This is a genomic window from Pseudomonas sp. S09G 359, from assembly GCF_002843605.1.
In the GTDB taxonomy this organism is placed as follows: Bacteria; Pseudomonadota; Gammaproteobacteria; order Pseudomonadales; family Pseudomonadaceae; genus Aquipseudomonas.
Genome location: NZ_CP025263.1, coordinates 2,206,121 through 2,228,819, shown reverse-complemented (window position 1 = coordinate 2,228,819; position 22,699 = coordinate 2,206,121). Strand labels below are relative to the sequence as shown.

The 22,699-nt window shown below is 61.6% G+C and carries 23 protein-coding genes and 3 pseudogenes; 13 read left to right on the top strand and 13 right to left on the bottom strand.

What is annotated here, in order from left to right:
- Positions 1-35 precede the first annotated feature (35 nt).
- Positions 36-938, top strand: a complete 903-nt coding sequence (gene nhaR, locus CXQ82_RS10245) for a transcriptional activator NhaR (RefSeq protein WP_101268477.1) — start codon at positions 36-38, stop codon at positions 936-938.
- Positions 939-942: 4 nt separating this feature from the next.
- On the opposite strand, the gene CXQ82_RS10240 is transcribed toward nhaR, so the two are convergent.
- Positions 943-2,100 carry an MFS transporter gene (locus CXQ82_RS10240; RefSeq protein WP_101268475.1) on the bottom strand — a complete coding sequence of 386 codons (1,158 nt, stop codon included), beginning with the start codon at positions 2,098-2,100 and terminating at the stop codon, positions 943-945.
- 242 nt (positions 2,101-2,342) lie between these two features.
- On the opposite strand from CXQ82_RS10240, the gene sstT reads away from it, so the two are divergent.
- Positions 2,343-3,563, top strand: a complete 1,221-nt coding sequence (gene sstT, locus CXQ82_RS10235; RefSeq protein ID WP_101268472.1) for a serine/threonine transporter SstT — start codon at positions 2,343-2,345, stop codon at positions 3,561-3,563.
- 79 nt (positions 3,564-3,642) lie between these two features.
- Here sstT and CXQ82_RS10230 read toward each other — a convergent pair whose 3' ends face one another.
- Entirely contained in the window at positions 3,643-4,152 is a 510-nt protein-coding gene (locus tag CXQ82_RS10230; protein WP_083359185.1) for a DUF1993 family protein, read from the bottom strand.
- A 114-nt stretch (positions 4,153-4,266) separates the two neighbouring features.
- Between CXQ82_RS10230 and CXQ82_RS10225 the strand changes: the two genes are divergently transcribed.
- Positions 4,267-4,914 (top strand): YceH family protein, encoded by a 648-nt coding sequence (locus CXQ82_RS10225; RefSeq protein WP_101268469.1) that lies wholly within the window; start codon positions 4,267-4,269, stop codon positions 4,912-4,914.
- A gap of 208 nt (positions 4,915-5,122) precedes the next feature.
- The gene (locus CXQ82_RS31570; RefSeq protein ID WP_241150952.1) at positions 5,123-5,725 is read left to right on the top strand and encodes a hypothetical protein; all 603 of its coding nucleotides are present in this window, start codon (positions 5,123-5,125) and stop codon (positions 5,723-5,725) included.
- A 173-nt stretch (positions 5,726-5,898) separates the two neighbouring features.
- On the opposite strand, the gene CXQ82_RS10215 is transcribed toward CXQ82_RS31570, so the two are convergent.
- The gene (locus CXQ82_RS10215) at positions 5,899-6,717 is read right to left on the bottom strand and encodes a shikimate 5-dehydrogenase (RefSeq protein WP_101268463.1); all 819 of its coding nucleotides are present in this window, start codon (positions 6,715-6,717) and stop codon (positions 5,899-5,901) included.
- A gap of 155 nt (positions 6,718-6,872) precedes the next feature.
- Between CXQ82_RS10215 and CXQ82_RS10210 the strand changes: the two genes are divergently transcribed.
- From CXQ82_RS10210 to CXQ82_RS10200, 3 genes are all read left to right on the top strand, one after another.
- Positions 6,873-7,226: a hypothetical protein gene (locus CXQ82_RS10210; RefSeq protein WP_065907126.1), complete on the top strand. Its 354-nt coding sequence runs from the start codon at positions 6,873-6,875 to the stop codon at positions 7,224-7,226.
- Between the two features lie 233 nt (positions 7,227-7,459).
- Positions 7,460-7,654, top strand: coding sequence for a hypothetical protein (locus CXQ82_RS10205; RefSeq protein WP_010211349.1), 195 nt, complete (start codon positions 7,460-7,462; stop codon positions 7,652-7,654).
- A 91-nt stretch (positions 7,655-7,745) separates the two neighbouring features.
- Complete coding sequence (locus CXQ82_RS10200; RefSeq protein WP_101268460.1) at positions 7,746-7,928, top strand: hypothetical protein; 183 nt, start codon at positions 7,746-7,748, stop codon at positions 7,926-7,928.
- A 3-nt stretch (positions 7,929-7,931) separates the two neighbouring features.
- Here the strand turns inward: CXQ82_RS10200 and CXQ82_RS10195 are convergent, their stop codons facing one another.
- From CXQ82_RS10195 to CXQ82_RS10185, 3 genes and pseudogenes are all read right to left on the bottom strand, one after another.
- The gene (locus tag CXQ82_RS10195; RefSeq protein ID WP_101268458.1) at positions 7,932-8,999 is read right to left on the bottom strand and encodes an AI-2E family transporter; all 1,068 of its coding nucleotides are present in this window, start codon (positions 8,997-8,999) and stop codon (positions 7,932-7,934) included.
- A 108-nt stretch (positions 9,000-9,107) separates the two neighbouring features.
- Positions 9,108-9,548, bottom strand: a pseudogene (locus tag CXQ82_RS10190) (thioredoxin family protein); the annotation flags it as partial.
- A gap of 55 nt (positions 9,549-9,603) precedes the next feature.
- Positions 9,604-9,861, bottom strand: coding sequence for a DUF2790 domain-containing protein (locus CXQ82_RS10185; protein ID WP_101268455.1), 258 nt, complete (start codon positions 9,859-9,861; stop codon positions 9,604-9,606).
- 224 nt (positions 9,862-10,085) lie between these two features.
- On the opposite strand from CXQ82_RS10185, the gene yegQ reads away from it, so the two are divergent.
- The gene (yegQ, locus tag CXQ82_RS10180) at positions 10,086-11,399 is read left to right on the top strand and encodes a tRNA 5-hydroxyuridine modification protein YegQ (RefSeq protein ID WP_101268452.1); all 1,314 of its coding nucleotides are present in this window, start codon (positions 10,086-10,088) and stop codon (positions 11,397-11,399) included.
- A 101-nt stretch (positions 11,400-11,500) separates the two neighbouring features.
- On the opposite strand, the gene CXQ82_RS31870 is transcribed toward yegQ, so the two are convergent.
- The 3 genes and pseudogenes from CXQ82_RS31870 to CXQ82_RS10170 form a co-directional block, all read right to left on the bottom strand.
- On the bottom strand, positions 11,501-12,256 hold the full coding sequence (locus CXQ82_RS31870) for a methyl-accepting chemotaxis protein (protein ID WP_371917355.1): 756 nt from the start codon (positions 12,254-12,256) through the stop codon (positions 11,501-11,503).
- 102 nt (positions 12,257-12,358) lie between these two features.
- Positions 12,359-13,180: pseudogene (locus CXQ82_RS31865) on the bottom strand (cache domain-containing protein); the annotation flags it as partial.
- A 445-nt stretch (positions 13,181-13,625) separates the two neighbouring features.
- Positions 13,626-14,945 (bottom strand): Na+/H+ antiporter family protein, encoded by a 1,320-nt coding sequence (locus CXQ82_RS10170; protein WP_177409950.1) that lies wholly within the window; start codon positions 14,943-14,945, stop codon positions 13,626-13,628.
- Between the two features lie 413 nt (positions 14,946-15,358).
- On the opposite strand from CXQ82_RS10170, the pseudogene CXQ82_RS31860 reads away from it, so the two are divergent.
- Together CXQ82_RS31860 and CXQ82_RS31855 are read left to right on the top strand one after the other, a co-directional pair.
- Positions 15,359-16,648, top strand: a pseudogene (locus CXQ82_RS31860) (HAMP domain-containing protein); the annotation flags it as partial.
- Between the two features lie 102 nt (positions 16,649-16,750).
- Complete coding sequence (locus tag CXQ82_RS31855; protein ID WP_371917354.1) at positions 16,751-17,506, top strand: methyl-accepting chemotaxis protein; 756 nt, start codon at positions 16,751-16,753, stop codon at positions 17,504-17,506.
- Between the two features lie 118 nt (positions 17,507-17,624).
- Here CXQ82_RS31855 and CXQ82_RS10160 read toward each other — a convergent pair whose 3' ends face one another.
- Genes CXQ82_RS10160 through CXQ82_RS10145 form a run of 4 tightly spaced genes read right to left on the bottom strand, consistent with a single transcriptional unit; the run spans position 17,625 to position 20,216 of the window.
- Positions 17,625-18,938, bottom strand: a complete 1,314-nt coding sequence (locus CXQ82_RS10160) for an ATP-binding protein (protein ID WP_101268443.1) — start codon at positions 18,936-18,938, stop codon at positions 17,625-17,627.
- Positions 18,935-19,603, bottom strand: a complete 669-nt coding sequence (locus CXQ82_RS10155; protein ID WP_101268440.1) for a response regulator transcription factor — start codon at positions 19,601-19,603, stop codon at positions 18,935-18,937. Before CXQ82_RS10155 ends, CXQ82_RS10160 begins: the two co-directional genes overlap by 4 nt.
- Positions 19,603-19,914, bottom strand: a complete 312-nt coding sequence (locus tag CXQ82_RS10150) for a PepSY domain-containing protein (protein ID WP_101268437.1) — start codon at positions 19,912-19,914, stop codon at positions 19,603-19,605. Before CXQ82_RS10150 ends, CXQ82_RS10155 begins: the two co-directional genes overlap by 1 nt.
- The gene (locus tag CXQ82_RS10145) at positions 19,914-20,216 is read right to left on the bottom strand and encodes a PepSY domain-containing protein (RefSeq protein ID WP_101268435.1); all 303 of its coding nucleotides are present in this window, start codon (positions 20,214-20,216) and stop codon (positions 19,914-19,916) included. Before CXQ82_RS10145 ends, CXQ82_RS10150 begins: the two co-directional genes overlap by 1 nt.
- 110 nt (positions 20,217-20,326) lie before the next feature.
- Here CXQ82_RS10145 and CXQ82_RS10140 point away from each other — a divergent pair, with 110 nt between their 5' ends.
- The 3 genes from CXQ82_RS10140 to CXQ82_RS10130 all read left to right on the top strand — a co-directional run bounded on the left by CXQ82_RS10140 (position 20,327) and on the right by CXQ82_RS10130 (position 22,556).
- The gene (locus tag CXQ82_RS10140) at positions 20,327-21,406 is read left to right on the top strand and encodes a patatin-like phospholipase family protein (protein WP_101268433.1); all 1,080 of its coding nucleotides are present in this window, start codon (positions 20,327-20,329) and stop codon (positions 21,404-21,406) included.
- Between the two features lie 75 nt (positions 21,407-21,481).
- The gene (gene queD / locus CXQ82_RS10135) at positions 21,482-21,838 is read left to right on the top strand and encodes a 6-carboxytetrahydropterin synthase QueD (protein ID WP_003237990.1); all 357 of its coding nucleotides are present in this window, start codon (positions 21,482-21,484) and stop codon (positions 21,836-21,838) included.
- Positions 21,839-21,932: 94 nt separating this feature from the next.
- Positions 21,933-22,556: an NUDIX hydrolase gene (locus tag CXQ82_RS10130; RefSeq protein ID WP_101268432.1), complete on the top strand. Its 624-nt coding sequence runs from the start codon at positions 21,933-21,935 to the stop codon at positions 22,554-22,556.
- The last annotated feature ends 143 nt before the right edge of the window (positions 22,557-22,699 follow it).

Genomic DNA, 22,699 nt, shown 5'->3' with positions numbered 1-22,699 from the left:
GCGTATACTTCGTTTTTTACGAAGTGTAGGCCGCCATGCTCAATTACCGACAACTGCACTACTTTTGGGTGGTGGCCAAGACTGGCAGCATCGTGCGCGCCTGCGAGCAACTGAACCTCACGCCCCAGACCATCAGCGGGCAAATCAGCCTGCTGGAGCAAACATATGGCATCGCATTGTTTCAGCGCGTCGGTCGCCAGTTGGAACTCACCGAAGCCGGGCGCCAGGCCCTGCCCTACGCCGAGCAGATGTTCCAGACCGGCAATGAATTGGAAGCCATGCTGCGCGCACAACCCAACCAACAGCAGATTGTGTTTCGGGTCGGGGTGGCGGATGTGGTGCCAAAGTCCATCGTGTACCGGCTGATCGCGCCGACCATGGAACTGAGCGAGCCGATCCGCATCACCTGTCGTGAAGACAAACTCGAGCGTTTACTGGCCGACCTGGCGATCCAGCGCCTGGACCTGGTGATTTCCGACAGCCCCATGCCTACGCACCTGGACATCAAGGGCTACAGCCAGAAGTTGGGGGAATGTGGCATCAGCTTTTTCGCCACCCAGGCATTGGCCGACCGGTACGGTGGTGATTTCCCACAGTGCCTGCATGGCGCGCCCCTGTTGATCCCAGGTGCCGAAACCGTGGTGCGCAGCCGCCTGCAGCGTTGGTTCGCCGAGCAGCAGATCCAGCCCAAAATTATCGGTGAGTTCGACGACAGCGCCTTGATGCAGGCATTCGGACAATCCGGCAGCGGGATCTTCATCGCCCCCAGCGTGATCGCCGATGAGGTGGTGCGCCAGTACGGTGTGGCGCTGATCGGCCAGACCGATGCGGTCACCGAGTCGTTCTACGCGATCTCGGTGGAGCGCAAGGTCAAGCACCCCGGCATCGTGGCGATTACCGAAGGTGCTCGACGGGAGTTGTTTACCGCCCTGCCCTGATGGCTCAGGTGCTGGACGCGACCGGCTGCCTGGCGGTCATCAACCACAGCGCCAGCAGGATCGACGCCAGGATAAACCCGGACGCCGCAAAACCCAGGCTGCCCAGGCCCAACGTGTCGATCACATGCCCGCCAACCAGCGCGCCCAGGCCGATCCCCAGGTTGGCCCCGGCAATATTCAGCGACGCCGCAAACGCCGGCGCATGGGGCGCGGCTTTCATCAGCCGTACATGGCTGACCAGGAACATCGCCGCCTGGGTCACACCCCACACGGCCATCGCCGCCGCCAGGCCGACGGTGGAGTGAATCGCCGGCACCAGCGCGACCATGCCCGCGATCATGAAGCCGCAGAACAGCATGGACGCGATCAACGGGTGGCGGTCCACCGCGCGCCCGCCCAGGGAGTTGCCGATCAAGCCCACCGCGCCAAAGCCCATCAAGCACCAGCCCACCAGGGTGCCGTCAAAGCCGGCCAGGCGTTCAAGGATGTCCGCCAGGTAGGTGTAGGCGGTGAACATGCCGCTGAACACCAGGATCGACAGCAGGATATGCCCCTGCATCAGCGGGTTGCGCAGGATCTTGAACTGCGAGCGCAGGGTTACCTGATCGTTCTTCGGTTGGGTCACCGGCAGGTAGATAAACAGCAGCACGGCCTTGGCCAGCGCCACCACGGCAAGGATGGCAAACGCGCTGCGCCAGCCGAACATATCGGAAATCAACGTACCCACCGGGATGCCGAACACCGTGGCACACACGATGCCGAAGCCGATTTTTTCAATCGCACGCCCGGCGTATTCGGGGCCGACGATGTCTACCGCCGTTTCACTGGCCAGGGCCCAGAACACCGGCAGGCCCAGGGCCGGGATCAACCGTGCGAAGGCCATCACCCAGATATTCGGCGCCAGGGCCGCCACGGTATTGGCCACACCGAACAGGATCAGGATGCTGATAAACAGGCGCTTGCGTGGGAAACGGGCGAAGTACGCCGTAAGAAAGGGCCCGAAGGCGGCCACGGTAAACGCGAACAGCGTCACCAGCAGCCCGGCCTGGGGCACGCTGACGTTCAGGTCCCGGGCGATGGATGGCAACAGCCCGACAATAACGAATTCCGTGGTCAGCACGGTAAAACCGGCGGCCGACAGCAGCAGGATGGGAAACAGCATGAAAACTCCAGAAACAACGACATCAACGACAGCCCGAAGGGCCCGCTGACGGAGAGGAAAGATGAGAGGCAAGAATCTTAACAGAACGTGTCCGGATTTGCCCAAGGCCTGCGGGCGCGGGTGACGCAATGCCGCACCGCGCGGGGCGCTTACAGCAGCATGCTAGACTTCGCGGCCTGCTTCCTACGGAGCTTTCCGCCTGCATTGCTGCGCCCGACTAAAAAAACTAGAGACAAGTGTTTATGACTGCTGCCCCCTCCCTGTTGCAACGACTTATGCGCGTCAGCCTGGTCACCCAAATTGTCATCGGCCTGATCGCCGGCATCCTGCTGGCCTTGCTGCTGCCCGAGGCGGCCAAGGCCACCGGGTTTATCGGCAAGGTGTTTGTCGCCGCGCTCAAGGCCGTGGCGCCGATCCTGGTATTTGTGCTGGTGATGGCGTCGATCGCCAACCACAAACACGGCCAGGAAACCCATATCAAGCCGATCCTGTTCCTGTACCTGCTGGGCACCTTCGCCGCTGCCGTGGTCGCGGTGATCGCCAGCATGTGGTTCCCGTCCTCGCTGGTACTCGCCACCCATGACGCCACCGTCAGCGCGCCCGGCGGCATCGGCGAGGTGCTGCAAAGCCTGCTGTTGAGCGTGGTGGACAACCCGGTGAGCGCACTGATGAATGCCAACTTCATCGGCATCCTGGCCTGGGCCATCGGCATGGGTATTGCGATTCGCCACGCTGGCGAAACCACCCGCACCGTGCTGGATGACCTGTCCAACGGTGTCACGTTGATCGTACGCATGGTGATCCGCTTTGCGCCGCTGGGTATTTTCGGCCTGGTGGCGTCCACCCTGGCCACTTCCGGTTTTGGCGCCCTGCTCGGCTACGCGCACCTGCTGCTGGTGCTCATCGGCTGCATGCTGTTCGTGGCACTGGTGATCAACCCGGCGATCGTGTTCTGGAAACTGCGCCGCAACCCCTTCCCGCTGGTGCTGCTGTGCCTGCGTGAGAGTGGCATCACGGCCTTCTTCACCCGCAGCTCGGCGGCGAACATTCCGGTAAACCTGGCGCTGAGCAAACGCCTGGGCCTGCATGAAGACACCTACTCGGTGTCGATCCCACTGGGCGCCACCATCAACATGGCCGGTGCCGCGATCACCATCACCGTGCTGACCTTGGCGGCCGTGCACACCCTGGGCATTGCCGTCGACCTGCCCACGGCCGTGCTGCTCAGTGTGGTCGCAGCCATCTGTGCCTGCGGTGCTTCGGGTGTGGCCGGGGGCTCGCTGCTATTGATTCCGCTGGCGTGCAGCCTGTTCGGTATTCCGAGTGAGATTGCCATGCAGGTGGTGGCCGTCGGCTTCATCATCGGTGTGTTGCAGGACTCGGCGGAAACCGCGCTCAATTCGTCCACCGATGTGCTGTTCACCGCTGCCGCGTGCCTGGGCAAGGAAGAACAGCCGGCGTAAACGTCGGATACAAAAAAGCCCGGGGAGGTTCTTGAATGAACCGTCCCGGGCTTTTTTTATGGGTTTAGAACGCGGCTATTTAGAAAGCACCCATGTAATCACGCTTGCCCACTTCCACGCCGTTATGACGCAGCAAGGCGTACGCGGTGGTGACGTGGAAGAAGAACTGCGGCAGGCCGTAGGTCAGCAGGTAGGACTGGCCGCTGAAGCGCTTCTCTTTCGGCGTGCCTGGGCGGGTGATGATTTCGATGCCTTCCTTGCCGTCGACTTGCTCGGGCTTGATGGTGTCGACAAACGCCAGGACCTTGGCGATCAGTGCTTGCAGGTCGGCGAAGGTCACTTCGCTGTCTTCGTATTTCGGCACTTCGATCTCGGCCAGGCGCGCGGAAACGCCCTTGGCGAAGTCGACGGCGATCTGCACCTGGCGCACCAGTTGGAACATGTCCGGGAACAGGCGCGCTTGCAGCAAGGCATTCGGCTCGATGTTCTTGGCGGTGGCGTGGGCTTCGGCTTTGTTCAGCACATCGCTCAAGGCGTTGAGCATTTGCTTGAAGACTGGGATAGAAGCGGCGTACAGGGAAATAGTCATGGCAGTCTCATGGTTAGGGCACGGTTGAACCAGCGGCGATTATAGACACGCCAGCGGCTTGTCTTTTATTTTTTCCGGCTTAGGCTAGGCGGTTCACTGCATAGGGAAAGCGCGATGACCGCCGAGCACGACACCGACACCCCTGAGCCGCGCCTGAACAGCACGGAAATCCGCCTCCTGGGCTGCCTGATCGAAAAACAGGCGACCAACCCGGAAACCTACCCCCTCACCCTCAATGCCCTGGTGCTGGCGTGCAACCAGAAGACCAGCCGCGAACCGGTGATGAACCTCAGCCAGGGCCAGGTCGGGCAAAGCCTGCGAGCGCTGGAAGGCCAGGGCTTCACCCGCCTGGTGATGGGCAGCCGCGCCGACCGCTGGGAGCATCGCGTGGATAAGGCGCTGGAGTTGGTGCCGGCCCAGGTAATCCTGACCGGGCTGCTGTTTTTGCGCGGGCCGCAAACCGTCAACGAACTGCTGACCCGCAGCGGGCGCATGCATGACTTTGAAGATGCCGAGCAGGTCGTGCATCAGCTTGAACGCCTGATTGCACGCGGGCTGGCGCTGTTGGTGCCGCGCCAGGCGGGGCAACGCGAAGACCGTTATACCCATGCGCTGGGGGATCCGGCGGATATCGAGGCGATTATTTCCGCGCGGGGCAATCCCGTCGAGCGTGGTACAGCGGTTTCCGTGGACCGGATTGAAGAGCTGGAAGCACGGATTGCGGCGTTGGAAGAGCGCCTGGCGCAACTCGAACAGGCGTAACACATGTCCAATGTGGGAGGGGGCTTACTCCCGATAGCGGTGTGCCAATCACCGATCTCCAACCTGTTACCCCGCTATAGCAGGCTTGCCCCCCACAGTAACTACCCGATTAAATTTGTGGTTTTTCTGACGAGCTTTTACTCGTCAGCTCGGTATTTTTTTACTATTATCGTCCACCTGCGCACTCAGGGAAGAGAGGCTGAGCGCCTTGAGGCTGGTAGAACATTTACACCCCATCGGTGAATGTGTTTTTACCTTTGCCCAGACCGTAACGACTCAGCCGTTCATAATTAAATCTTTGGTGAAACTGATGAATAAAATTTGTGGCATTGTTGTATTGGCAGGACTTGCCCTCTCGGGATGCGCGACAAAAACTCCAGAAAAACCCAAAGAGACTCCAGCGCCTGCTGTCACCCAGCAATCACCCGCAGAGGTCGCACATCCAGCACCCGCAGAGCCGACTACACCTTATACCGTGCGCTATGAGGCAGCGTCTGCGAACGCCACAACCGCCGCCGCGCAGGAAACTGCTCAGCCAGAATCCGAAACAAACTTGAACGAAAATCGCGCTGAGCAATGCCGTAAAGAGCTTGATGTATTAAAGATCTACAACAAAGCCTCTTACGCTAAATACGAAGCGGAATACCAGGCGATTGCCAGCAAGACTGGTAAATACATGCAGATTAAAGATTCGATTAGTTCCGATATCAACTACATGGTTCTGCCGGCTTATCAATTTCAAATTCGTGAGTTCTGCTTCCGAGTTAAGACCCGCCTGTCGCAGCTGGTACTTCGCCAAGCCAAGCCATGATTCCACTTCAGGGCGCGTGGTGCGCCAGTTAAGGAAACTCTGAAAAGACTTCCGCCGCTGGTGAACGACTCGTCTCACGCGAATCGAACCGTTAAGCCCCGATGAGTAAGCAGCTTCCCGCTGGCGCCACCTGATCCGAATGGTTCAGGTGGCGCCCTGGAAGGCTTTGATGTTCAGCTTCGGGCGAAGGCTACAGCCGCCTCAAACTGCTCTTGTGTCGGCCGCACCCCGGTATAGAGCACAAACTGCTCCAACGCCTGAATCGCGATCACTTCCAGCCCGGTGATGACGCGCTTGCCCTCGGCGCGCCCACGCACGATCAACGGCGTTTCGGCGGGAATCGCCACCACATCGAAGACAGTCTCCGCTTTATCCACCGCATCCGCTTCGAACGCCAGGGCATCCGCCTCGGGGCCACCCGTCATGCCAATCGGCGTCACGTTGACCAGCATCTGCGGGCGTAAACCCCCAAGTTGGGCCTGCCACTCATACCCCAGGTTGCGGGCCAGCGCCCTGCCCGCCGCTTCGTTGCGCGCCACGATCACGCCATTGGCATAGCCGCCATCGCGCAAGGCGCTGGCGACGGCCTTGGCCATGCCGCCGCTGCCATGCAGGGCAAAGGTCGAGTCCGTGGGCACCGCGTGCTTTTTCAGCAATTGCTCAACGGCGATGTAGTCGGTGTTGTAGGCCTTGAGGTGGCCGTCGGTGTTGACGATGGTGTTCAGCGAGTCGATGGCTTGAACCGAAGCGTCGAGTTCGTCCACTAAGGCAATGGCGGCTTCCTTGAACGGCATGGACACCCCGCAGCCGCGCACGCCCAACGCACGGATACCACCTATCGCGCCGGGCAAATCCCGGCTGCTGAAGGCTTTATAGTAGAAGTTCAGACCCAACTGCTCGTACAGGTGGTTATGAAATCGCAAGCCAAAGTTTCCGGGGCGCGCCGACAGTGACATGCACAGTTGGGTGTCCTTGTTGGGGTGCATCTGCATGGAAAACTCCTTTGAGTAAGCAAATCGGTACAGACCTTACACAACCTTTACCTAGCGGCCGTGCTGTTTTTCAGAAATACGTTGTCTTAAAAGTATCCCCGCGACATTACTTGAGTCATTGATTGCAGACCACAAGCGCAGGGGCTAACCGAGGAATGACCATGATTCGTAAAATCCCCAAGATCGCCTTGCTTATCGGTGCACTCGCTATGGCAGGCCAAGCCTCCGCCCACGGTGGTGGATGGGGTGGCCCGGCTGTCTTGGGTGCGTTAGTCGGCGCCGCCGTCGTAGGCTCCGTGGTTGCCAGCCAGCCCCGCGAGGTCTATGTGCAGCAGCCGGTGTATGTGCAGCCGCAACCTGTCTACGCCGCCCCGCCGCCGGTCTACTACGCACCGCCACCACCGGTGTATGTACAGCAGCAAGTGTATTACCGCCCGGCGCCGGTGTATTACGGCCCACCGCGTGGCTACTACGGCCCTCCCCACGGCTATTACGGCCGCGGCTGGTAACCGGCAATCCCCTACGTCTGAAACAGGCCTCGCTGACACGCGGGGCCTTTTTTTGTGCGCAAAGTCCGGATTTATCCTGCAAAGGTCGCTCTGAGGACAATGCCAGAGGCGTATTCGCACATGATTGACACCAATGTCTACTTGCTTGAACAGGGCTTGCGCTGTCATGTTTGCGTCACGCCATACGCCCACTCTGGATCCTGTCCACCCAATAACAACAAGGACGACTGACCATGCCCACGCAAAACCCCCACCGCACCGCTGGCCTCTGTACGTCCAGCAAGGTGTACAGCGCCCTCACGGAGCTCAAGCACCTGGAAGGCCACCGCAGCGCCAAGTTCCTCGCGTTACTGGCGGAAAACCTGGTGCGCAAGGGCCTGCTCAGTGAGCAGGAAGTGGTGAACATGCTCGATCAAGTGGTGGACTGACACCTCGCGTCGATGTCGACTATCGAGACGGGTGATTTTTCCTACGCCACTCGACGCCGTAAGGTGGCCTCCATAGCGATTGGAGGTTCTTATGCCCACTGTTCAAATCATGTCCGTCATCGGTAGCGCCGTCCCCGCCTCTCTTCGGGAGTTGGGTTTGCTCGCCTGCTGGTACCTGGTACGCGACGGAGAAGCCATCAGCGGCCCGCTGACATCGTTGTCCGCCGCCGAGAAACAACTGCAACAAGCCTCGACCTTCAAGCTGCACGCCTGATCGTCACGGCAATGGCAACTTGACGCGCGGCTTGCTCTCGACAAACAGCGCCCAGCTGGACATGAACAACGCCGCCACCAGGGGCCCGATCACAAACCCGTTGAGGCCAAACACCGACAGGCCGCCGAGAGTCGAGATCAGGATCAGGTAGTCGGGCATCTTGGTGTCCTTGCCCACCAGGATCGGGCGCAGCACGTTGTCCACCAGGCCGATTACAAACACGCCGAACAACCCCAGCACCACGCCCTGCCAGATCGAACCGCTCAACAGGAAATAAACGGCCACCGGCCCCCACACAATGCCCGCCCCCACCGCCGGCAACAGCGACAGAAACGCCATCAACACCGCCCAGAGCAACGCGCTGGGAATGTCCAAAAACCAGAAGATCAAACCGCCCAGTGCCCCCTGGGTCACGGCCACCAATACGTTGCCCTTGACCGTCGCGCGCACTACCCGGTTGAACTTGAGCTGCAAGCGGCGCTTCTGCGGCTCGGCCAACGGCACCGCCGTGCGCACCTTGCGCACCAGCTCGGGGCCGTCGCGCAGGAGGAAAAACAGCAAGTACAGCATGATGAAAAAACTCACCAGGAAATCAAACGTGCCCTGGCCGAAGCTGAACGCTTGGGACGCAAAGAACTGGCTGCCCTGCATCGCGCTCTTGACGATCTTTTCGCGCAGCCCTTCCAGGTTGCCCATGCCGAAGCGGTCCAACAGATGCTGGAAGTACGGCGGCAGGAAGTTCTTGAACTGCTCGATATACCCGGCCACGTCCAGCTTGCCGCTCTCGACGTTTTTGTAGAGGGTCGCGCCCTCTTGTACCAGCAAGGCGCTGGTAATGATCACCGGCAAAATGGCGATCACCAGGCACACCATCAAGGTGGTCAGGGACGTGAGGTTGCGGTTCCAGCCAAAGCGCTGCTGCAGGCGGCGTTGCATCGGGGCAAAGATGATGCCCAGGATGACTGCCCAGAACACCGCGCCGTAAAACGGCAGCAATATCCAGATAAATGCGACGGTCACCAGGACCAGCAGTAATAGCAGGGTCTTGAATTGCAGGTTGGTTTGATTCATGTCCGGTCCATGTCAGAAAAGCAAAGGGCCTGGGTAGACCCTGTTGCTTAGTCCACTGCGAAACCTAGGAGTGCCATCGGCTTACTGAACAAGCATAGACCGCATCGCTCACCTGCCGGAGGCGCCGTCTTTGGCCTCGCTTAACAGCGTCTGGAGCATCTGCTCCTGCGCCTCATAATGCCCCTCGCCAAAATGGCTGTAGCGTACCTGGCCCTTGGCGTCGATCAGGTAGTGGGCGGGCCAGTACTGGTTATCGAAGTTGCGCCAGATCGCGTAGTTGTTGTCGATGGCCACCGGATAAGTGATACCTAGCTTGCGTACCTGATCCTTGACGTTGCCGAGGCTGCGTTCATAGCCGTATTCCGGGGGATGCACGCCGATCACCACCAGGCCGTCCTTGGCGTACTTCTTCGCCCACGCCTTCACGTACGGCAAGGTGTGCTGGCAGTTGATGCAGTCGTAGGTCCAGAAGTCCACCAGCACCACTTTGCCCTTGAGCGCCTGAGCGCTCAGCTCTGGGGAGTTGAGCCATTCGACCGCCCCGGCCAGATGCCGCCCAGGAATGCGATCAGTAGCATGGTGTTCACGTTATGGATAAGAGCACTCAGTTGTCGCCGATGCAGCCGTCGCCAAACTTGAGGTAATCCAGCACCTGGGTCTTGTCGTGGGAGTCCAGGTAGGTCATCCGCGCATTCACCACGCCGCAGGCGGGTGTGGGGTCCTGGGTCATGGATACGACGTGCTTGATGTCCAGGTGAGTGCCGTAGGTGTAAGTCTGCTCGCTGGCTTCGGCACGGGCCGACAAGGTGCAGATGTTCAAGGCGGCAAACAGGCAGGCGGCGAAGATGGTTTTAGCGTTCATGGCGTTGGGCTCCAGGTTTCAGTGATGGGAGGCGGCGTGCCTCGTTGGAATCAATTTGAAGCCCCTGAGGTATCGCGCCTGTGTCGAAAAACCGCCGGTGTAAATCGGTACGTATCCACAGCCGCCGCCGATACACAGCGATACAAAATGCGCAAAGGGCGACCTGGATCAATAAACCGCCGGTGCCCCTCGGCTACCTTCGCGACCTTTTGCGATCCGTACCCATGCCGCCCATCCTCGCCCCCGAACTGCTCGCCCCCGCCGGCACCCTGAAAAACATGCGCTACGCCTTCGCCTACGGTGCCGATGCGGTCTACGCCGGTCAGCCGCGCTACAGCCTGCGCGTGCGCAACAATGAGTTCGACCACGCCAACCTGGCTCTCGGTATCGACGAGGCCCATGCCCAGGGCAAGCGCTTCTACGTGGTGGTGAACATCGCGCCGCACAATGCCAAGCTGAAAACCTTCCTCAAGGACCTGGCCCCCGTGATCGCCATGGGCCCGGATGCGCTGATCATGTCCGACCCGGGGCTGATCATGCTGGTGCGCCGGCATTTCCCACAGATGCCGATCCATCTGTCGGTGCAGGCCAATACGGTGAACTGGGCCAGCGTGGAGTTCTGGCAGCAGCAAGGGATTGGCCGGGTGATCCTGTCGCGGGAACTGTCCCTGGAAGAGATCGCCGAAATCCGCCAGCAGGTGCCGGCCATGGAGCTGGAAGTGTTTGTGCACGGCGCGTTGTGCATGGCGTATTCCGGGCGCTGCCTGCTCTCGGGCTATATGAACAAGCGCGACGCCAACCAGGGCAGTTGCACCAACGCCTGCCGCTGGAAATACCAGGCCACGCCGGCGGTGGAAAATGCCACGGGGGAAATCGTCCAGGAGTATTCGCCGACACTGGGCATCGGCACGCCGACCGACCAGGTATTCCTGCTGCAGGAAGCCAACCGCCCCGATGAGCAGATGCCCGCCTTCGAGGATGAACACGGCACCTACATCATGAACGCCAAGGACCTGCGCGCCGTGCAGCATGTAGAGCGCCTGACCCACATGGGCGTGCATTCGCTGAAGATCGAAGGCCGTACCAAGTCGCACTTCTACTGCGCGCGCACCACCCAGGTGTATCGCCAGGCCATCGATGATGCGGTGGCGGGTCGCGCCTTTGACCGTGGCTTGATGACAGACCTCGAATCCCTCGCCCAGCGCGGCTACACCGAAGGCTTCCTGCGTCGCCATGTGCACGACGAATACCAGAACTACCAGAACGGCAGCTCAGTCTCGCAGCGCCAGCAGTTTGTCGGGGAGCTGACCGGCGCGCGCCATGGCGAACGGGCCGAGGTCAAGGTGAAGAACCGTTTTGCCGTGGGCAATCACCTGGAATTGATGACCCCCACCGGCAATTTCCACTTTGACCTGGCCAGCCTGCACAACGCCAAGGGCGAAGCCATCGAAGTGGCGCCGGGCGACGGGCACACGGTATATGTGCCGGTGCCAGCCGAGATGGACCTGCGTTTCGGCCTGCTGATGCGCGACGTTTAGCGGGTGGCCCCGGTTGTGGTTGGGGCCCAAGTCTCACTAAGGGGCGGTGATCGGTATATTCGTATTAACGTAAGGTCACCATACGCCGAGGTTATGGCTGATCAGATCCTGAACTGGCCGACCAGTTGCCCTAGGCGCTGGCCCAGATCGGCCAGGCTGCGGGAGGTCTGTGCACCCAGTTGGGTTTCATCGGCCACGCTGTCCACCGCCACGGCAATCTGATGCACGCTGCGGTTGATCTCTTCGGCCACGGCGGTCTGCTCTTCGGCGGCGCTGGCGATCTGCGCGTTCATCGAGTTGATGGTGCCGATCAGTTGGGCCATGGTGTCCAGGGACGCGCCGGCCTGGTTGGCTTGGGCCGAGGTGCCGTCGCCGGCATCGCTGGAACGGCGCATGGCATCCACGGCAGCCTCGGTGCCCTTTTGCAGGCGGTCGATCATGCCCTGGATTTCCTGGGTGCTGGACTGGGTGCGGCTGGCCAGGGCGCGCACTTCGTCGGCGACCACCGCAAACCCGCGCCCGGCCTCCCCGGCTCGCGCAGCTTCGATGGCGGCGTTGAGGGCCAGCAGGTTGGTCTGTTCGGCAATCGAGCGGATCACGCCGAGCACGCTGACAATCGAGGCCACGTCCTGCTGCAGGCTGTCGAGGGACACACCGCTGCTGCGGATATCGTTCACCAGCGCGTGGATCTGCGCGATGCTGCCGTCCACCACGCGCTTGGCGGCCTGGCCTTCTACGTCGGTTTGCTGCGCGGCCACCGAAGCGCCTTGGGCACTGCGCGCCACTTCCTGAGCGGCGGAGGACATTTCGTTGATGGCGGTGGCGACCTGGTCGGTTTCGTGACGTTGGCGCTCCATGGCCTGTTCGGAGCGCTGGGCCTGGTCGGACACCTGGCTGACCAACCCGGTGAGCTGCGAGGTCATCTCGGTAATCTGGCGCACCAGGCCATGGATCTTGTCGACAAAGCGATTGAACGCCCCGGCCAAGTCGCCCAGCTCATCCTGGCTGGTGATGGCCAGGCGGCGGGTCAGATCGCCCTCGCCGGCGGCGATATCGTCAAGGTTGGCTTTCATCAAGTGCAGTGGGCGCAGGATGGTGTTGGCCAGCAGCACGCCGACAGCGGCGATTACCAGCAGCACCACCACGGCCACGCCGAAGATGCTCAGCAGCACGCCCTCCATGCGTTTTTCGACCTTGGCCTCGACCACCGCCACCTGGGCTTCGATGCCATCCAGGTTCACCGAGGTACCGATCACCATGTCCCACTTGGGCAGGTATTCGGTGTAGCCCATCTTCGGCACCAGTTCGGTCTGCCCCGGTTGCGTGGAGCTGTATTGCAGGTAGTGGGTGCCGTCCTTGCCGACCTTGACCAGGTCGCGGTTGACGTAGACGCCGTTGGGGTCACGGTTGTCCTTGAAGCTCTTGCCCACGCCATCGGGGCTGTTGCCCTTGAACAGCCGGATGGTCTCGGAGTCGTAGCCGAAGAAGTAGCCGTCCTTGCCATAGCTGGTGTTGGACAGCAGCTTGACCACCTGGGCCCGCGCGGCGGTGTCGCCGGGGGCGGCCGCATCGTAGAGCGGCTTGATGGTACTCATGGCCACTTCCACATAACTCTGCAGAGTGGCCTTGGCGTCGTTGAGCAGGCGCTGGCGGGTTTCTTCCACCTCGTTACGCGCCTGCCCCTGCAGGATCCACACGGTGGTCAGGCTGATCACCACGGCAAACAGCAACACCGGCACAACGGCGAGGGACAGGACTTTGGCCTTCAAACTCAGACGCATGGCTTTTCTCTCTTATTAGGCGACTTGAGAGGTTATCGGCCCGCTGCGCTGGTTCTGTAGGACAATACTGCCTGTAGTGGACTGGCTTATGTGGCAGGTTGGCTTGTGTGGCAGGCCGGCTTGTGTGGCAAGTTGGCTTGTGTGGCAAGTTGGCTTATGTGGCAAGTTGGCTTGTGTGGCAAGTTGGCTTATGTGGCAAGTTGGCTTATGTGGCAAGTTGGCTTGTGTGGCAAGTTGGCTTATGTGGCAAGTTGGCTTGTGTGGCGAGCGGGCTTGCCCGCGTTGGGTGGCGAAGCCGCCCCAATAAATTCACCGCATTTTTCCAGGGAAGACCGGGGTGTCAGGGTTTAGGGCGGCTTCGCCGCCCAACGCGGGCAAGCCCGCTCGCCACATAAACCCGCTAGCCACATAAGCCCGCTCGCTACAAGTGGAAGTGCGCCAACGACTAGAGGCTCATCGCCGCCAACCAGCCAAACGCCAGCAAGGGAATGTTGTAGTGCAGGAACGTCGGCACCACGGTGTCCCAGATATGGTGGTGCTGGCCGTCGATGTTCAGGCCCGATGTCGGGCCCAGGGTGGAGTCCGACGCGGGTGAACCCGCATCACCCAAGGCCCCTGCCGTACCGACGATGCACACGATCGCCACCGGGCTGAAACCCAATTGCACACACAACGGCACAAAGATCGCCGCCAGGATCGGCACCGTGGAAAACGACGAGCCGATGCCCATGGTCACCAGCAGCCCCACCAGCAACATCAGCAGCGCGCCGACACCCCGGCTATGGCCGATAAACGCCGCCGAGGCTTCCACCAGCGAGCGCACGTCGCCGGTGGCCTTGAGCACTTCGGCGAAGCCCGATGAGGCGATCATGATGAAGCCGATCATCGCCATCATCTTCATGCCTTCGGTGAACAGGTCGTCGGTGTCGCGCCAGCGCACGATGCCCGACACCGAGAAGATCAGGAACCCGGCCAAGGCGCCGATGATCATCGAGTCCAACCACAACTGAATGACGAAGGCCGAGGCAATCGCCACGCCGGCCACCAGCAGGGTCAGCGGGTTGTACTGCACGGCCACCTGCTCGACCCGCTCGATTTTCTCCAGGTCATACACGCGCTTTTTGCGGTAGCTGATAAACACCGCCACCAACAGCCCGACCACCATGCCCAGCGCCGGCAGGCTCATGGCGTGGGTGACGTTGACCTGGCTGATGTCCACCCCGCTCTTGGCCACGTTGGCCAGCAGGATCTGGTTGAGGAAGATATTGCCGAAGCCCACCGGCAGGAACATGTACGGGGTGATCAGGCCGAAGGTCATCACACAGGCAATCAAACGGCGGTCCAGTTGCAGCTTGGTCAGCACGTAGAGCAGCGGTGGCACCAGCAAAGGAATGAACGCGATGTGGATCGGCAGGATGTTCTGCGAAGCAATCGCCACCACCCACAGCAGGCCGATCAGCAGCCATTTGACGTGGCTGCCGCCGGTGGCTTCCTGGCGGTCTACCAACAGCAGGGCCTTGTCCGCCAGGGCGTGGGCCAGGCCGGACTTGGCAATCGCCACCGCGAAAGCGCCGAGCAAGGCGTAGGACAAAGCCACGGTCGCACCGCCACCCAAACCGCCGTTAAACGCTTGGAGCGTGGCCTCGATGCCCAGGCCACCGGTCAGGCCGCCCACCAGGGCGCCGACGATGATGGCGATGACCACATGCACACGGGACAAGCTGAGCACCAGCATGGTGCCGACCGCGGCGATGACTGCGTTAATCATGGTTACCTCAAGCATAAACATAAAAACAGGCATGCCCGCGCCCCGACGGCCATGGGGTTGGCGGCCAGCGTGCAGGCTTGAAGGAGGTCTTATTAGAGGGCGCGCACTTTGCAACAGGCAGGCGCTCATGTCAAAACCCTGTGGTGAGGGTGCATGCTGCGGGGAGAAGACTTGTGTGGCGAGCGAGCTTGCTCGCGTTGGGCTGCGTAGCGGCCCTGAAAAAGCGGGAGCGCTGCGCACTCCAACGCGAGCAAGCTCGCTCGCCACAACAGCTCGCTCGCCACGAAAGGCCCATCACCACAACAAGCTCACCCACCACAAAAAGCAAAATTAAATTGACCGTTTGATTAAGAAAACCTGAAATCGGCCGATAAACCAGGCTCTATGTGTTTTCAGGTAAGGATGTCCCGATGTCGCTTAGGCAGCTCTCCATTCAATGGAAAATCACCCTGCTCGCCGGCCTTTGCCTGCTGGGAATCGTGACCCTGCTGGTGGGTTTGTCGCTGTATCGCATGGCGCAAAGCTCGGAGCAGGTCAAAGCGTCCAGCATGCAAATGCTCGATGAAGCGGCCCAGGCGCGCATCGAGGCCCAGGGCGAAGTGCAGGCGCTGGGCATCCGCCGCCAGTTCATGGACGCCTACCAGTACGGCCATGGGTTTTCCCGCCAGGTGCTGTTCCTGCGCGAGCAAGCCGAGAAGCGCTTTCTCGACGCCTTCGACACCCGCGAAGACCTGACCCGCCAGGTCAAGGCCGCGTTGCAGGCCAACCCCGACCTGCTCGGGCTGTCCCTGGTGTTCGAAGCCAATGCGCTGGACGCCAAGGACGAGTTGTTCGCCGGCCAGGCCGAGCTGGGCAGCAACGACAAGGGCCGCTTCGCCCTGTACTGGTCGCAGCCTACCCCCGGCAAGCTGACCTCGATGGCCCTGCCGGAAAGCGACATGTCCGACACCAGCATCGGCCCCAGCGGCGAGCAGGCCAATGCCTGGTTCACCTGCCCGCGCACCACCCTCAAGCCCTGTGTGATCGAGCCGTACTTTTATGTGATCGACGGCCAGAACGTGCTGATGACCAGCATCGTGTTTCCGCTGATGGTCAATGGCAAAGTGATTGCCTCGCTGTCGGTGGACATCAACCTCAACAGCCTGCAGGCCGTGAGCCAACAGGCCAGCCAAAAGCTCTATGACGGCCAGACCCAGGTCAGCATCCTCAGCCCTACCGGCCTGCTCGCCGGCTACAGTGCAGACGCGAGCAAGCTCAGCCAGCGCCTGGACAAGGTCGACAGCGTCAGCGGCGCGCAGCTGATCAGCGCATTGGCCGGCAGTACGCAGACCCGCAGCCTGCGCACCGACCATCAACTCAAGGTGCTCGCGCCGTTTGCGCCGATTCCCGACGGCAAGCCGTGGGGTGTGTTGCTGGATGTACCAGAAAAAGTCCTGGTGGGCCCCGCCGAAGCGCTGAAAGCGCAGATGGACGCCGACAACACCCGCGGCACTCTGCTGGAACTGAGCCTGGGCTTGCTGGCCGCCGTGGTCGGCCTGGTCCTGGTGTGGCTGATGGCGCGCAGCGTGACCCGGCCGATCCTCGGCGTGGCGCATATGCTCGAAGACATCGCCAGCGGCGAAGGCGACCTGACCCGGCGCCTGGCCTACGACAAGAGGGACGAGCTGGGCCAACTGGCCGGCTGGTTCAATCGCTTTCTCGACAAGCTGCAACCGATCATTGCCGAAGTGAAACGTTCGGTGCAGGACGCGCGTGGCACCGCCGACCAGTCCGCCGCCATCGCGACTGAAACCAGCGCCGGCATGGAGCAGCAATACCGCCAGGTCGACCAGGTGGCCACCGCCTCCCACGAGATGAGCGCCACCGCCCAGGACGTGGCCCGCAGCGCGGCCCAGGCGGCCCAGGCGGCACGGGATGCCGACAGGGCCACCCGCGATGGCCTCACCGTGATCGACCGCACCACCACCAACATCGGCCAACTGGCGGCAGACATGAGCACCGCCATGGCCCAGGTCGAGGGCCTGGCCGCCAACAGCGAGAAGATCGGTTCAGTATTGGAAGTGATTCGTGGCATCGCCGAGCAAACCAACCTGCTGGCGCTCAACGCGGCGATTGAAGCCGCCCGCGCCGGTGAGGCCGGCCGTGGGTTTGCGGTGGTCGCCGATGAGGTGCGCAACCTGGCACGGCGCACCCAGGAGTCGGTGGAAGAAACCCGCCTGGTGATCGAGCACTTACAGAGCGGCACCGAGGAGGTTGTCGGCTCCATGGGCAACAGCTATCGCCAGGCCCAGGGCAGCGTCGAACAAGTTGGGCAAGCCGTCACCGCCCTGCGCCAGATCGGCGAGGCCGTCACGGTGATCAGCGACATGAACCTGCAAATCGCCAGCGCCGCCGAGGAGCAAAGCGCGGTGGCCGAAGAGATCAACAACAATGTGGCGACCATTCGGGATGTGACCGAGTCGCTGTCGGAGCAGGCCAATGAGTCGGCGCGGGTGAGCCAGGCGTTGAACAGCCTGGCGAATCAGCAGCAGGGCTTGATGGATCAGTTCCGGGTCTGAAAGCTGTAAGGAATCAAATGTGGGAGGGGGCTTGCCCCCGATGAGGGAGTGTCAGTTGATAAATTTGTAACTGACACACCGCCATCGGGGGCAAGCCCCCTCCCACATTTGAAATGTTTTACCGTTTGGGCAACTCAACCAACACTTTCAGCCCACCCAACTCGCTCTCCTGCAGCTGCAACACCCCGCCCCACACCTCGACGATATCGCGCACGATCCCCAGCCCCAGGCCATGGCCGTCGATCTGTTCATCCAGGCGCGCGCCGCGGCTGAACACCTGGTCACGCTGGGTTTCGGGGATGCCGGGGCCATCGTCCTCCACGGCCAGCAGGTAGCTTTTTTCTGCCTCAGTGACCGTCAAGCGTACTTCTGCATCCGCCCATTTGCAGGCGTTGTCCAGCAGGTTGCCGAGCAATTCCAGCAGGTCTTCACGGTCCCAGGGCAGTTGCAGGCCCGGGGCGGCGTGGTAGCTGAGGTCCAGGTGGTCACCGTGGATCATGTTCAAGGTGGCCAGCAGGCCGGGCAGTTCTTTTTCGCAGTCGAACAAGGCGCCCGGCAGGGTTTCGCCGGCCAGGCGCGCGCGGTTGAGTTCACGGTTGAGGCGTTGTTGCACCTGGTCCAACTGGTCGCGCAATAGTTTGCTCAACGCGGGGTGGTCTTTGAGCGCAGCGCTGGAAGCCGCACTCAATAGCACCGCCAGCGGCGTCTTCAGGGCATGGCCGAGGTTGCCGAGGGCGTTGCGTGAACGTTTGAGGCTGTCTTCGGTATGCGCCAGCAGGTGGTTGATCTGCGCCACCAGCGGCTCCAGCTCCAGCGGCACCTGGGTATCGAGTTGCGAGCGCTGGCCTTGTTGCAGTTGCGCGATCTGGTTGCGCGCGGTCTCCAGCGGACGCAAGGCCCGGCGCACGGTCACGCGTTGCAGGATCAACACCAGCAGCAACGCTGCCACGCCCAGCACCAGACCAATTTGACGCATCAGATGGAAACTTTCCCGCACGGGGGTGTAGTCCTGGGCCACGCTGATGGAAATCGATTGGCCAAAACGTTTGTAGTCCGCACGCAGCATCAGCAGTTGCTGGCCTTCCGGTCCCAGTTGCAGGTTGCCCTTGAGCCCGGCCTCGGGCAGCCGGGGCAGTTCCTGGTCCCACAAGGAGCGGGAGCGCCAGTGAATATCGGCGAAGTCGATACGGAAATAGTGCCCGGAAAACGGCCGTTGATAGGCCGGTGACAAGCGTTGCTCATCCAGTTGCACGCCATTGGGCCCGCGGACCAGCGCCACCAGCAGGTTCTCGGCATCGTTACGCAGGCCGGCCTCCAGGTAACGCTGCAAACCGGTCTCGAACAACCACAGGCTGGTTTGCGCCAACACCACGCCGACCACCACCATCACGCTGATCAGGCCCAGGCTCAGACGTCGCTGAATCGACCTCATGCAGGGCTGGCGCCAAACCGGTAGCCCTGGCCCCGGCGGGTTTCGATCACACTGCGGCCCAGCTTGCGACGCAGGTGATTGACGTGCACTTCCAACACATTGGAATCACGCTCGGTCTCGCCGTCATACAGGTGCTCGGCCAGGTGGCTTTTCGAGAGGATCTGTTCGGGGTGCAACATGAAGTAGCGCAACAGACGGAATTCGGCGGCAGTCAGTTGGATTTCATCGCCATCGCGCAATACGCACTGGCGGCCTTCATCCAGGTGCAGGCCGGCGGCCTGCAAGGTGGGCTGGTTGGCCTGGCCATGGGACCGGCGCAACAGCGCCTGGATGCGCAGGTAAAGCTCTTCGGGGTGAAAGGGTTTGCTCAGGTAATCGTCGGCACCGGCCTTGAGCCCTTCGATGCGTTCGGCCCAGGAGTCGCGGGCGGTGAGCACCAGCACCGGGGTGGCCAGCGCGGCCGTGCGCCATTGCGCCAACACCTCGAGCCCCGGCAAACCGGGCAAGCCGAGGTCGAGGATGATCAGGTCATAGGGCTCGCTGCGGCCCTGGTACGCGGCGTCGCGCCCATCGGCCAGCCAATCGACCGCGTAGCCCTGGCGCTGCAGGCCGGCCAGCAGTTCATCGGCCAGGGGTACGTTGTCTTCCACCAGAAGCAGGCGCATCAGTCTTCCTCGTCTTTGATCAGCACACCGGTCGTTGCGTCGAGTTTAATCTCGCGCACCACGCCTTCGGTGGTCACCAGTTCCACTTCATAGGCATATTGGCCGTGCTTTTTCTCCAGCTCCGCTTCCAGCAGCCGGGAGCCCGGGTAGCGTGCCATGGCTTGTTGCAACAGTTGCTCGAGCGGCAGGATCACCCCCTGCTGGCGCAGTGCCAGGGCTTCATCCTGGTTGAGGTCGCGGGCCGCCAGGCTTGAGCAAAAAGCCATGAGCAGCAACGCCGCTCGGCTGCCGCCGCGTAAATTTACCTTCATTACGTATCCTGATGATTCTTGAGAACCTGCCCGGTGAGCGCGTCCAATTCAATATCCCACTCAATGCCACTGGCATCTTTCAGTTCAACTTCGTACACATATTTGCCGTAGGCCTCGTCCAGGTCGGTGTCCAGCAGCGTCGAACCGGGGTGCAAGGCCAGGGCCGTGGCTTCGAGTTGATCGAATGCCACAATAGTAACAGTGGCAGGCACGCTCAGTGGTTTGTCGGGGTCCATGGCGGCGGCCTGGTTTGCCGTAGCGACGATGATAGCGGCGGCGACCAGAGCTGTGAGGCGCGTCATGATAAGTCTCCGTTACAATATTTTTCCTACGCCGGCACGGTACCCCCTGCAACTTAACTGAAACTGAATTGCCACCATGGCAATTTCAAGTCGCTTCAACGGAGACTGGCATGACAGCCATCCACATCAAGTTCCCGGCCCTGACCCTCAAGGCCGGCAGACGTGCCTTTGCACGCATTCGCGAACAGGGCCTGGCGCCTGCCGACGTCGGTATCCTCCCCGGCGCGGCCGGCGGCCCCAAGGCGCTGGGGATCCAGGGCCTGGACCTGGCGCTGTTCGGCGACTGGCTGCCGCGCGCGCCACGGGAACGCGCGTTGATCGGTGCATCCATCGGCTCCTGGCGGTTTGCCAGCGCCTGCCTGCCCGACCCGGTACAGGGCCTGCTGGACCTTGGCCGCCTGTACAACGAACAAAGCTTTGCCAAAGGCGTGACCATGGCCGAGGTCAGCCAGAGCTGCCAACGCATGCTCGACGACCTGCTGGCCGGGCGCGATGCGCGGGTGCTGGACAACCGCGACTATCGGTTGAACATCATGGTGGTCAAAAGCCACGGCCTGCTCGCCGATGACCATCGTGGCCGGCTGGGGCTGGGGCTGTCGTCGGTGATTGCCGACAACCTGCGCGGCCGGGCGCGGCTGGCGCGGCATTTCGAGCGGCTGATCATCCACGATCCGCGCCAGCCCCCGCCGGTGCATGCACTCAAGGACTTCCCGTCGCGCTTCCTCACCCTGCAATTGGGCAACCTGCGCCAAGCGTTGCTGGCCTCGGGCTCGATCCCCATGGTGATGCAAGGCGTTCGCGACCTGCCCGGTGCAGGCGCCGGCACCTACCGTGACGGCGGCCTGCTGGACTACCACCTCGACCTGCCCTACCACGGCGACGACATCGTGCTGTACCCGCATTTTACCGACCGGGTCATCCCCGGCTGGTTCGACAAGGGCCTGCCGTGGCGGCGCAGCAACCCCCAGGGCTTGCAGGATGTGTTGCTGCTGGCGCCGTCCAAGGACTACCTGGCCCGCCTGCCCCACGGCAAACTGCCGGACCGCAGTGACTTCAAGCGCTTCATGGGCGACGACCGGAGCCGCAACAAATACTGGCAAACCGCGATGAGCGAGAGCCGGCGGCTGGGCGATGAGTTTCTGCAACTGGCCGATAACGGTGGGCTCGGCGAGCGCCTGCAAGCCCTGTGACCCAGCGGTATGCGCGCAGAGGGATCAAGCTGTTAAACTCGCCGCCTGCCAGATACTGACCGAGCTGAAAATACTGTGGAAATCTTCAAGGAATTTACATTCGAATCCGCCCACCGCCTGCCCCACGTACCGGAAGGCCACAAATGCGGGCGTCTGCATGGGCATTCGTTCAAGGTGGCGATCCACCTGAGCGGCGACCTCGATCCCCATACCGGCTGGATTCGCGACTTCTCGGAGATCAAGGCGATTTTCAAGCCGCTCTACGAACGCCTCGACCACAACTACCTCAACGACATCCCAGGCCTGGAAAACCCCACCAGCGAAGTGCTGGCCAAGTGGATTTGGACCGAGTTGAAACCCCTGCTGCCGGAACTCAGCGCGATCCGCATCCACGAGACCTGCACCAGCGGCTGCATCTATCGCGGCGAGTAAACCTGTGCGGTGAAAAAACCACCCTTGCGGTGGTTTTTTTGTGCCCGGTATTGCACCCTTCGACCAGTCCCTTTCGCCGACCCACGAGGTTCGTATGGAAAACACCTGGCTGGCCCAGGCCAAACGCTTGCAGGCGTTGGCGTCCACCGGGCTGCACTTTTGCACCGATGATTTCGAGCGCGAACGCCTGGAAGAGATTGCCGAGATTGCCCACAGCATGCTCGCGCAATTGGGCAACGTGCCCTTGGAGCGCATCACCGGGTTGGTCACGGATTTTGCCAAACGTTACTCGACGCCGATGATTGACGTGCGCGGTGCGGTCATCGAAGGCGAGCGGATTCTGCTGGTACGCGAACTGACCGATGGCTGCTGGGCGCTGCCGGGCGGGTACGCCGATATCGGGTTGTCGGCGGCGGAAAACATCATCAAGGAAATCCGTGAGGAAGCCGGGCTGACGGTGACGGCGCGGGCACTGTACAGCGTGACGCACAAAGCCAAGGGTTTGTATCGGCCGGACGTGCGTGATTTCTACAAGCTGTATTTTCTGTGTGAGCGGGTGGATCAGTCGGCACCGATGGCGGGATTCGAAACCACGGAAGTGGGCTTTTTCCGCTTGGATGACCTGCCGCCGCTGTCTCGCGGGCGCACGATCGAAAGTGATCTGGAGGCCGCATTTGCCTTCCATCGCGGCGAGACCACCCACACGCTGTTCGACTGATCCAATTTGTATCACCGTTGCACCGCTTTCGTGCCCCGCTGGGCATGGCGAACACTCCTTCCGGCGTTTTTCCCCCGATTTGGCTATAAATACTGTGCACCGTGCACAGTGCCGACCGTGCGCCCTTCACTGCCGCTGATTTG

Coding starts and splice junctions, on each gene's coding strand:
- nhaR (WP_101268477.1), top strand. CDS start 36: ATGCTCAATTACCGACAACTGCACTACTTTTGGGTGGTGGCCAAGACT.
- CXQ82_RS10240 (WP_101268475.1), bottom strand. CDS start 2,100: ATGCTGTTTCCCATCCTGCTGCTGTCGGCCGCCGGTTTTACCGTGCTG.
- sstT (WP_101268472.1), top strand. CDS start 2,343: ATGACTGCTGCCCCCTCCCTGTTGCAACGACTTATGCGCGTCAGCCTG.
- CXQ82_RS10230 (WP_083359185.1), bottom strand. CDS start 4,152: ATGACTATTTCCCTGTACGCCGCTTCTATCCCAGTCTTCAAGCAAATG.
- CXQ82_RS10225 (WP_101268469.1), top strand. CDS start 4,267: ATGACCGCCGAGCACGACACCGACACCCCTGAGCCGCGCCTGAACAGC.
- CXQ82_RS10215 (WP_101268463.1), bottom strand. CDS start 6,717: ATGCAGATGCACCCCAACAAGGACACCCAACTGTGCATGTCACTGTCG.
- CXQ82_RS10210 (WP_065907126.1), top strand. CDS start 6,873: ATGACCATGATTCGTAAAATCCCCAAGATCGCCTTGCTTATCGGTGCA.
- CXQ82_RS10205 (WP_010211349.1), top strand. CDS start 7,460: ATGCCCACGCAAAACCCCCACCGCACCGCTGGCCTCTGTACGTCCAGC.
- CXQ82_RS10200 (WP_101268460.1), top strand. CDS start 7,746: ATGCCCACTGTTCAAATCATGTCCGTCATCGGTAGCGCCGTCCCCGCC.
- CXQ82_RS10195 (WP_101268458.1), bottom strand. CDS start 8,999: ATGAATCAAACCAACCTGCAATTCAAGACCCTGCTATTACTGCTGGTC.
- CXQ82_RS10185 (WP_101268455.1), bottom strand. CDS start 9,861: ATGAACGCTAAAACCATCTTCGCCGCCTGCCTGTTTGCCGCCTTGAAC.
- yegQ (WP_101268452.1), top strand. CDS start 10,086: ATGCCGCCCATCCTCGCCCCCGAACTGCTCGCCCCCGCCGGCACCCTG.
- CXQ82_RS31870 (WP_371917355.1), bottom strand. CDS start 12,256: ATGGAGCGCCAACGTCACGAAACCGACCAGGTCGCCACCGCCATCAAC.
- CXQ82_RS31855 (WP_371917354.1), top strand. CDS start 16,751: ATGGAGCAGCAATACCGCCAGGTCGACCAGGTGGCCACCGCCTCCCAC.
- CXQ82_RS10160 (WP_101268443.1), bottom strand. CDS start 18,938: ATGAGGTCGATTCAGCGACGTCTGAGCCTGGGCCTGATCAGCGTGATG.
- CXQ82_RS10155 (WP_101268440.1), bottom strand. CDS start 19,603: ATGCGCCTGCTTCTGGTGGAAGACAACGTACCCCTGGCCGATGAACTG.
- CXQ82_RS10150 (WP_101268437.1), bottom strand. CDS start 19,914: ATGAAGGTAAATTTACGCGGCGGCAGCCGAGCGGCGTTGCTGCTCATG.
- CXQ82_RS10145 (WP_101268435.1), bottom strand. CDS start 20,216: ATGACGCGCCTCACAGCTCTGGTCGCCGCCGCTATCATCGTCGCTACG.
- CXQ82_RS10140 (WP_101268433.1), top strand. CDS start 20,327: ATGACAGCCATCCACATCAAGTTCCCGGCCCTGACCCTCAAGGCCGGC.
- CXQ82_RS10130 (WP_101268432.1), top strand. CDS start 21,933: ATGGAAAACACCTGGCTGGCCCAGGCCAAACGCTTGCAGGCGTTGGCG.